Source organism: Roseateles sp. P5_B10, assembly GCF_056400485.1.
In genome coordinates this window covers 1-8,320 of sequence record NZ_JBFULE010000176.1, presented here as the reverse complement: position 1 = coordinate 8,320, position 8,320 = coordinate 1, and the positions used below count along the sequence as shown (strand labels likewise).

At 67.6% G+C, this 8,320-nt stretch carries 8 protein-coding genes; 4 read left to right on the top strand and 4 right to left on the bottom strand.

Translation table 11 applies throughout. The features are described 5' to 3' along the window. A partial coding sequence (gene lplT / locus AC1DU6_RS13235; protein ID WP_477857656.1) for a lysophospholipid transporter LplT occupies positions 1 to 960 on the top strand: 960 nt, incomplete at its 5' end. A gap of 12 nt (positions 961 to 972) precedes the next feature. Here the strand turns inward: lplT and AC1DU6_RS13230 are convergent. After that, positions 973 to 2,214, bottom strand: a complete 1,242-nt coding sequence (locus AC1DU6_RS13230; protein WP_056194617.1) for a glycosyltransferase family 4 protein — start codon at positions 2,212 to 2,214, stop codon at positions 973 to 975. A gap of 113 nt (positions 2,215 to 2,327) precedes the next feature. Between AC1DU6_RS13230 and AC1DU6_RS13225 the strand changes: the two genes are divergently transcribed. From AC1DU6_RS13225 to asd, 3 genes are read left to right on the top strand one after another with little or no spacing between them, the layout of a single operon-like run. Beyond that, positions 2,328 to 2,942: an Mpo1-like protein gene (locus AC1DU6_RS13225; RefSeq protein ID WP_056194663.1), complete on the top strand. Its 615-nt coding sequence runs from the start codon at positions 2,328 to 2,330 to the stop codon at positions 2,940 to 2,942. Between the two features lie 4 nt (positions 2,943 to 2,946). After that, a complete protein-coding gene (locus AC1DU6_RS13220; RefSeq protein ID WP_477857653.1) occupies positions 2,947 to 4,593 on the top strand; it encodes an aminotransferase class III-fold pyridoxal phosphate-dependent enzyme in 1,647 nt (548 codons plus the stop codon). Continuing rightward, a complete protein-coding gene (gene asd / locus AC1DU6_RS13215; protein ID WP_477857651.1) occupies positions 4,593 to 5,510 on the top strand; it encodes an archaetidylserine decarboxylase in 918 nt (305 codons plus the stop codon). The genes AC1DU6_RS13220 and asd overlap by 1 nt, the downstream gene beginning before the upstream one ends. On the opposite strand, the gene AC1DU6_RS13210 is transcribed toward asd, so the two are convergent. From AC1DU6_RS13210 to AC1DU6_RS13200, 3 genes are read right to left on the bottom strand one after another with little or no spacing between them, the layout of a single operon-like run. Beyond that, on the bottom strand, positions 5,497 to 6,381 hold the full coding sequence (locus AC1DU6_RS13210; protein ID WP_477857649.1) for a UDP-2,3-diacylglucosamine diphosphatase: 885 nt from the start codon (positions 6,379 to 6,381) through the stop codon (positions 5,497 to 5,499). The genes asd and AC1DU6_RS13210 overlap by 14 nt on opposite strands. A gap of 35 nt (positions 6,382 to 6,416) precedes the next feature. After that, positions 6,417 to 7,070 (bottom strand): DsbA family protein, encoded by a 654-nt coding sequence (locus tag AC1DU6_RS13205; RefSeq protein WP_477857648.1) that lies wholly within the window; start codon positions 7,068 to 7,070, stop codon positions 6,417 to 6,419. A 42-nt stretch (positions 7,071 to 7,112) separates the two neighbouring features. Continuing rightward, positions 7,113 to 8,138 carry an alpha/beta hydrolase family protein gene (locus tag AC1DU6_RS13200; RefSeq protein ID WP_477857647.1) on the bottom strand — a complete coding sequence of 342 codons (1,026 nt, stop codon included), beginning with the start codon at positions 8,136 to 8,138 and terminating at the stop codon, positions 7,113 to 7,115. Positions 8,139 to 8,320 lie beyond the last annotated feature (182 nt).

Genomic DNA, 8,320 nt, shown 5'->3' with positions numbered 1-8,320 from the left:
GGCCTGCACCCGGTGGCGGCGCTGGCGGTGGTCGGCCTGGGCGCTGCGGCCTATGCGCCGGCCAAGTACGGCCTGATCACCGAGATGGCGGCGCCCGAGGCGCTCGTGAAGGCAAATGGCTGGATCGAGATCAGCGTCGTGTCCGCAGCGCTGCTGGGCGCCGTGCTGGGCGGCGCGCTGGTGAGCCCGCTGTGGCTGGCTTCGGGGCTGGCGGACGTGTGCGATGGGCTGAACCTGCCGGCCGACAAGCTGACGGGATCGCTGGCGGCGCTGCTGGTCATCTACGCCGTGTCCAGCCTGTTGAACGCCGGCATCGCAGACAGCGGACGCCGGCAGCGCAGCGTGGCTCACGATCCGGCGACGCTGCTGCGCGAATTCCGCACTGCCAACCGCACACTCTGGCGCGACCGCGAGGGTGGGCTGTCATTGGCCGCGACGACGCTGTTCTGGGGCGTCGGGGCGACGCTGCAGTTCGCGGTGTTGAGATGGGCTGGCGAGGCACTCGCGCTGCCCTTGAGCCAGGCAGCCTATCTGCAGGCGGCGGTGGCGGTGGGCGTCATCGGCGGCGCGGCGGCGGCAGGGCGCTGGCTGGCGTTGCACCAGGCGCGGCATGGGCTTTGGGCCGGCATCGCACTGGGCCTGCTGATGCCAGTGGTGGCCGAGGTCAGCGAGGTGGCAACGGCCGCGGTCGTGCTCGCTCTGGTCGGCGCCGTGGGTGGCGCGATGGTCGTGCCCCTGAACGCGCTGCTGCAGCACCGCGGCGCGACGCTGCTGAGCGCGGGGCGGTCCATCGCCGTGCAGGGCTTCAATGAAAACCTGAGCGTGCTGGCGATGCTGGCGACCTATGCCGGCTGCGAAGCCGCGGGTGTGCCGATCGCGGTGACGCTCAGCGGGCTGGGCGTGCTGGTTGCGGGCGCGATTGCAGCGCTGATCTGGGTGGACACCCGCAGCCGCGCCTAGAGGCGCCTCGCGTCAGGCCACGGCCTGCAAACCCGTCAGTCGGAACACCGGCTCGCCRCGCGCGATGGCGCCTTCCAGCACCGATTCGAAACGCGCCGTGATATCGGCCCAATCCAATCGCCTTGCCGTGGCTCGCGCCGCCTCGGCCACCACCCGGCGGGCGTTGGCGTCCATGGCGGCAACGCCCGCCGCCGCGACGAAGGCGTCTTCCTTGCCCGGACCGGCCAGCCAGCCGTTCACGCCGCTACGGATCAGTTCGCCCGCAGCCGCACTCTCGAAGGCGATGACGGCGCAGCCGCTGGCCATGGCCTCGGTCGTCACATTGCCGAAGGTCTCGGTCAGGCTTGCAAACAGGAAGAGGTCCAGTCCGGCGTAATGCGCCGCCAGATCGTCGCCACCGCGCTGTCCTGCAAACACGGCGTCGGGAACACGCGCCGCCAGCTCGGCACGCATCGGCCCGTCGCCGACGAAGACGAGGCGGGCACGCGGTTGCAGCCGCTTCACAGCTTCAAAAGCGGCCAGCACGACGCCAAGGTTCTTCTCGGGGGCCAGGCGGCCGACGTAACCCATGACCAGGTCGTCAGACGCGGCGCCCCAGCTTGCGCGCATCGCAGCGTTGCGTCGCGCCGGATCGAAGCGCTGCGTATCGACACCACGGCCCACCACCGACAGCCGCTCGAAACCGCGTTCGGCCAGCAGCACGCGCATGGCCTCGGTGGGCACCATGGTTGCGTCGCAGCGGTTATGGAATTTGCGCAGATAGCCCATGATGGGCTTGGACAGCAGGCCCAGGCGGTAGTGCTTGCCGTAGGCATGGAAGTTGGTGCGGTAGTCGGACGTGACGGGCAGCGACAGGTGCTGGGCCGCCTGGAGTGCCGACCAACCCAGCGGCCCTTCGGTCGCGATGTGAACGACGTCGGGACGGCGCAGCGACCACAGCTTCACGAGGCTGCGCTTGCTGGGCACGCCCATGCGCAGGTTGGGATACAGCGGCACGGGCAGGCCCTTGGTCAGGACTTCGTCGATCTCGGGCTTGCCGGTGGGCTGCATGCCCATCCGGGCTGGCTGGCGCGGGCGGATGAGCTGCACGTCGTGGTTGCGGCGGTTCAGACCGTCCACGACGCGAGCCATCGACATGGCGACGCCGTTGACTTCGGGCGGATAGGTCTCCGTCACCACCGCAAGCCGACGCGAATGGCGCGGCGCGGGCAAGTCGTCAACCAGGATGTCGTCGGCGTCGGTTGCGGTTTTCATGCGCGCATGGTCGGCAGCGTTTGCAACAGCACGATGACAACCGGACCGTCACGCCGATTTCACGCAAGCAGCCCACCATCGCGCCGCTAGCCACCCAAACACGAGGACGGGACGTGAACGAGTTCTTTCAAACCCTGAAGACCCAGCGCTGGGACGACCACCGCTACTACCACCACAGCCGCATCAACCAAAGCCTGCACCTGATCAGCGCGCTGAGCTTCCTGGTGTCGTATGCGCTGTTGTTCGTGAATCCCGCGTGGTCGGCACTGCTGGCTTGGTGCGTATCGATGACGACGCGCCAGGCGGGCCACTTCTTCTTCGAGCCGCGTGGCTATGACGAGGTGAACAAGGCCACCGACGAGTACAAGGAAGAGATCAAGATTGGCTACAACATCCGCCGCAAGATCGTGCTGATGTCGGTCTGGGTGGCACTGCCGCTGGTGCTGTGGCTGTCGCCGTCGCTGGGCGGTTTGATCCAGCCTGCCGTAGGCCTGCAGGGCTTTATCGAGGACGTCGGCATGGCCTGGTTCTGCCTGGGCGTGACGGGCCTGGTGTTCCGCGTCGTGCAGCTGTGGGTCACGCAGAACCTGATGCAGGGCCTGGCCTGGGGTTTCAAGATCATCACCGACCCCTTTCACGACGTGATGCTGTACTGGAAGGCGCCCCTGTTCCTGTTGCGCGGCCAGCTGATCGATCCGATGGACCACGTGGGCCAGCAGGCGCATTGAGCCGATGGACGAGACCCTCACTCTTTCGGCGCTGGCCCTGGGCGTGCTCGCGCTGTTGCCGGCGGTCAAACGGCGCATCGAGCTGTCGCGGGCCAAGCACCGCTCACTGGCCGGGCACTCGCGCATGGCCAAGCGCTTGGCGCGCTGGGTGCCGGGCTATGCCTACGACGAGGCGCAGTTTTTCGCCGCTGACGGCGCACCGACGGAAGTTGCTGCCCAACGGCGTGCCGCACTGCAGCGCCTGGGCGCCGAGTTCGACAGCCGCTTCGCGAAGACGCTCGCGGCCACCGAACAGGCGCGCGACACCATTTCTGATCTGCGCTTCACGGGCCGCTACCGCGTGCCCTTCCAGTTCAGCCCGGTGCTGCGCGAGCGTCTGAAGGTGGGCGCCTTCCTGCAGGCCAGCTCCGGCGTGCAGGTGGAGGACCTGGACGGCAACCGGTTCTACGACCTGACGGGCTCCTACGGCGTCAACGTGCTGGGCTATGACGCCTATAAGGCCTGCATCGACGAGGCCGTGGCCACGGCGCGCGAACTGGGCCCGGTGCTCGGTGCCTACCACCCCTGCGTGCTGGATGTGCTGTCGCGGCTGAAGGCCATCTCGGGCCATGAGGAGGTGAGCTTCCACATGTCCGGCACCGAGGCCGTCATGCAGGCCGTGCGACTGGCGCGGTATCACACCAAGAGGAAGCGTCTGGTGCGCTTTGCCGGCGCGTATCACGGCTGGTGGGAGGACGTGCAGCCCGGTCCCGGCAACCCGCTGCCGCCGCGTGAGACCTTCACACTGCAGGACATGGCGGAGCGCTCACTGAAAGTGCTGGCCACGCGGCGCGACATCGCCTGCGTGCTCGTCAACCCGCTGCAGGCCCTGCATCCCAATGCGAATGCGCCGGGCGACTCCGCGCTGATCGACGGCAGTCGCCGCGCGAGCTACGACCGCGAGGCGTACACGGCCTGGCTCAAGAAGCTGCGCGAGGTGTGCACGGCACGCGGCATCGTGCTGATCTTCGACGAGGTGTTCGTGGGTTTTCGCCTGGCACCGGGCGGCGCTCAAGCGTACTTCGGCGTGAAGGCCGACCTCGTCACCTACGGCAAGACGCTTGGCGGCGGGTTGCCGGTGGGTGTGGTGTGCGGCAGCCGCGCACTGATGCAGCGTTACCGCGAGGACCGGCCGGCGGACATCTGCTTTGCACGCGGCACCTTCAATGCGCACCCCTACGTGGTGGCCGCAATGGCGGCGTTCCTGAAGCGGATCGAGCGCCCCGAGACGAAAGCGCTGTACGACGGCCTCGACGCACGCTGGAACGCGCGCTGCGCGCAGTTCAACGCCCGCCTGCAGGCGGCCGGCGCGCCTGTGCGCATGGCCAATCTGTCGACGATCTGGACCGTGATGTACGACCAGCCCGGCCGCTACCACTGGATGCTGCAGTTCTATCTGCGCAAGCATGGCCTGGCGCTGAGCTGGGTGGGCACGGGCCGGCTGATCTTCAGCCTGAACTACAGCGACGCCGAGTTCGCCGAGGTTATGAACCGCTTCATCGCCGCGTGCGACGAGATGCGTGCTGACGGCTGGTGGTGGACCGCGCCCGAGCTGACCGCCAGGGCCATCCGCCGCGGCGTTTTTCGCGAGATGCTGGAGCAGAAGTTCTGATGAAAGACCGCGAAGCATCGCCCGCGCTGAGCGTCGGGATGAATGACCACGCGCGGCCCCGCCGGGGATGGTTCAAACGCCTCGTGGCGCAGGAAGACTTGAACTTCCTGCTGACCAACCGCGTGCCGCGGATCGCGCTCACGCAGATGATGGGTCGCTTCTCACGCATCGAGAGCCCGTGGCTGACGCGGCTGACCATTGCCGTCTGGCGGATGTTCACGCCGCTGGACCTGAGCGAGGCCAAGCACCAGAGCTTCCGTTCGCTGAAGGATTGCTTCACCCGCGAGCTGAAGCTCGGCTCGCGCAGGTTCGATCCACGACCGGACGTGTTCGCTAGCCCCAGCGACGCGATCATCGGCGCAACCGGCGTCGTCGAGCGCGGCATGGTCTACCAGGCCAAGGGCTTCCCGTATTCGACCGAAGAGCTGTTCGGGCCGACGCAGGACGCCTGCGCCTTCGAGGGCGGCCGCTTCGTCACGCTGCGGCTGACGTCGGCGATGTACCACCGCTTCCACGCGCCGGCGGACGGCACGGTGGAGCATGTGACCTATCTGAGCGGAGACACGTGGAACGTGAATCCGGTGGCACTGAAGCGTGTGGAACGGCTGTTCTGCCGCAACGAGCGCGCTGTGGTGCGAATGACGCTGTCGAGCGGCCACCCGATTGCGCTGGTACCCGTGGCGGCCATCCTGGTGGCCAGCATCCGCCTGCACTTCCTCGACGTGCTGCTGCATCTCGGCCGCAAGGGTGCGAACGAGATGCCTTGCTCGGCGCCGCACGTGAAAGGCCAGGAGATGGGCTGGTTCGAGCACGGTTCGACCATCATCGTCTTCGTGCCCAAGGGCTTTGACCTGGCCGAGGGCATTGCCCCGGGCGTGCAGATCCGCGCCGGCCAGGCATTGCTCAGGCTGAGTTGACCGTATCCGGTGCCGCGGCCTTCGCGGCTGCCGGCATTGGCAGCGCCACAGACACGGTCTTCGGCGCAGGCAGCATGCCGGGCAATGCCGCTTCGTCGCCTCGGTCGATGATCTCCAGCCGGCCGTCGAAGTGCTCGACGAGGGCTGTCAGGCTCTCCACCCAATCGCCGTCATTGCAGTAAAGGATGCCGTCGATCTCGCGGATCTCCGCATGATGAATGTGGCCGCAGACAACGCCGTGCGCACCGCGCTTCCTGGCCTCACGGGCAACGGCGTTTTCGAACTCGTTGATGTAGCTGACCGCGCGCTTGACCTTGTGTTTCAGATAGCGCGACAGGCTCCAGTACGGCAGGCCGCATTTGGCGCGGATGCGGTTGAACCAGCGGTTGACCTTGAGCGTGAACTCGTAGGCCAGGTCGCCGGCAATAGCCAGCCAGCGCGCGCACTGGATGACGCCGTCATACAGGTCGCCATGCGTGACCCACAACCGCTTGCCGTCGGCCGTCACGTGCATGGCCTCCTCCATCACGTCCACGCCGCCGAAGTTGTGCGCGAGGTATTTGCGCGCGAACTCATCATGGTTGCCGGGGATGAAGATGACCCGCGTGCCCTTGCGCGCCTTGCGCAGCAGCTTCTGCACGACGTCGTTGTGCGCCTGCGGCCAGTACCAGGAGCGGCGCAGCTGCCAGCCGTCGATGATGTCGCCGACGAGGTAGAGCGTCTCGCACTCGACGTCGCGCAGGAAGTCGAGCAGGGCCTTGGCCTGGCAACCGGGGGTGCCCAGATGCAGGTCCGAGATCCAGACGGTTCGCACCGACAGCGTGGGCGTGTCGGCGGCAGCGGAGTCTTGCGTCGTCGGCATGGCGGGCATGCTGCCCGTATGTCATGACGCGAGCGTGAACATCCTCAGGCCAGTCCCTTGAACGGGCCGCTGCCCAGCCAACGCTCGACCTGGGCCTGGCGGTCGTTGCCCCAGAAGGGTTCGCCGTCGACGATGAAATGAGGCGCGCCAAACACACCAGCGGCAATGGCGGCGTCGTTCTCGGCTTTGAGGCGGTTCTTCCAGACCGGGTCGCTCCAGGCGGCCTCGGCCGCGTCGGCATCAATGCCGGAATCGGCCAGCAGCCCCTTCAGTGCCTCAACATCACCGAGCAAGACACCGCGCGTGAAATAGGCGCGCAGCCCGGCGTGCGCCCAGGCGACGGCGCGGGCCGGGTCCTGATCACTCAGCCACCAGAACACGCGCGCCGCGTTCTGCGTCGCGATCGGAAAGGCATCGGGCTGACGGTAGGGCAGTCCGGCGAAATGGGCCGAGCGCTCGAAGTCGCGCAGCGTGTAGTCGCGCTTGATCGGGTGAGCCACGGGCGATCTCAGCTCTGCAGCCTGGAAGGTCACGCCGAGCAGGATGGCATGCCATTGCACGCGCCGGCCATGCCGGGCGGCGACGGCCTCGACCCACTCCGAGGCGATGTAGGAATAGGGCGAGGAGAAGTCGAAATAGAACCGCACCGGCGCGCGCAGCACGGCGGTGTTGTCGGCAAGAAAGCGGTCGTCAATCATGACGCGACCTTAGCCGCGCCCAAGCGTGCACCGCAGCGGTGCTTACGCCGAGTGCAAGCGTGCTGCAAGCCGAGGTGTCGCGGCTTCGATGGGCTCGAGCAGGCGCGGCCAAAGCTTGGCACCCAGGTCACGTCGGAAGGGGCCGAAATGCTCGATTTTGCTGACGCCCAGATCGGCCGGAGCGACGGCATGGCGCTGCACGCGCGCGGCGCTGAAATGGCCGGCCAGCGCGTCGACGGCGGCGGCCGGACCGAAAAGATGGTCGTCGGTGACGCTCCACAGATGCGCCGGGCCGGTAAACCGGTGGTAGCTCCGCTCGCGCGCCAGGCTTTCGTCGCCGAACAGGAAGCCGGGCTTTCGCCCCCACGCGGCCCATTCGAGCGCCGCGGCAGCAGGCAGCTTCTCGGCGCGCGGGCCGAGCATGCGGCCGGGCGCATGGCCGAACAGCCTCACTGCGACCGGCAGCATCAGATGGAAGAACAGCCAGGCCTGCAGGCGCGCGAAGCCCGACCAATGCCCCAGGTAGGCCACCTGGGCCGCAACGCCAAGCAGCGCATCCACCTTGTCCTCGAAGCCGGGCACGAGGCCGACCGAGTTGCCGCCCAGCGAATGCCCGACCCACAGCAGGCCGAGTTCGCGGCGCTGGGCCGCAGCCTCCTCGCGCCGACGCTTGTCTGCCGCGTGCAAGGCTGCGCCCATGTCCACCCGAGCCCAATCCCGCAGGCGCACGTCCTCGCCGGGCTGCAAAGCCTCGCGCGAGGCAGCGATGCCTCGATAGTCGAAGCTCAACACGGCATAGCCGCGCCTGGCCAGCCACTCCGCGAAGTGGCGGTAATAGCTGGCCGGCACCGCCGTTGCGGCCCCTATCACGGTCACCGCGCGCACGCCGACGGCATGCGGGGGCTCAAACCACTGCGCCGCAAGCTGGCGGCCATCGCTGCAACGCAGCGGCGTCGGACAGACACGCACCTGCAGGTCGCGGGCGTGGGTGTCGTCCAGGTCCAGTGCACTTGTCGCCGGAATGGGCAGCGGCAGCGCATCGGCAGGGGTCAAGGGAAGGCTGTTCATCGGAACCTCGGGTCAGCGCGCTTGTGGCGGCGGTGGAGGCAGTCTAGATTGGCAACTTTTCAAGCAGTAGATTGTCTACAAGCCCCAGATCGTCAACAAAATGTCGACAAAGAACCCCGTCCCGCCTGGCGTCGGCCGACGCCGCCAGACCGCTGCCGAAGAGGCTTTGGACGCGAATGCGC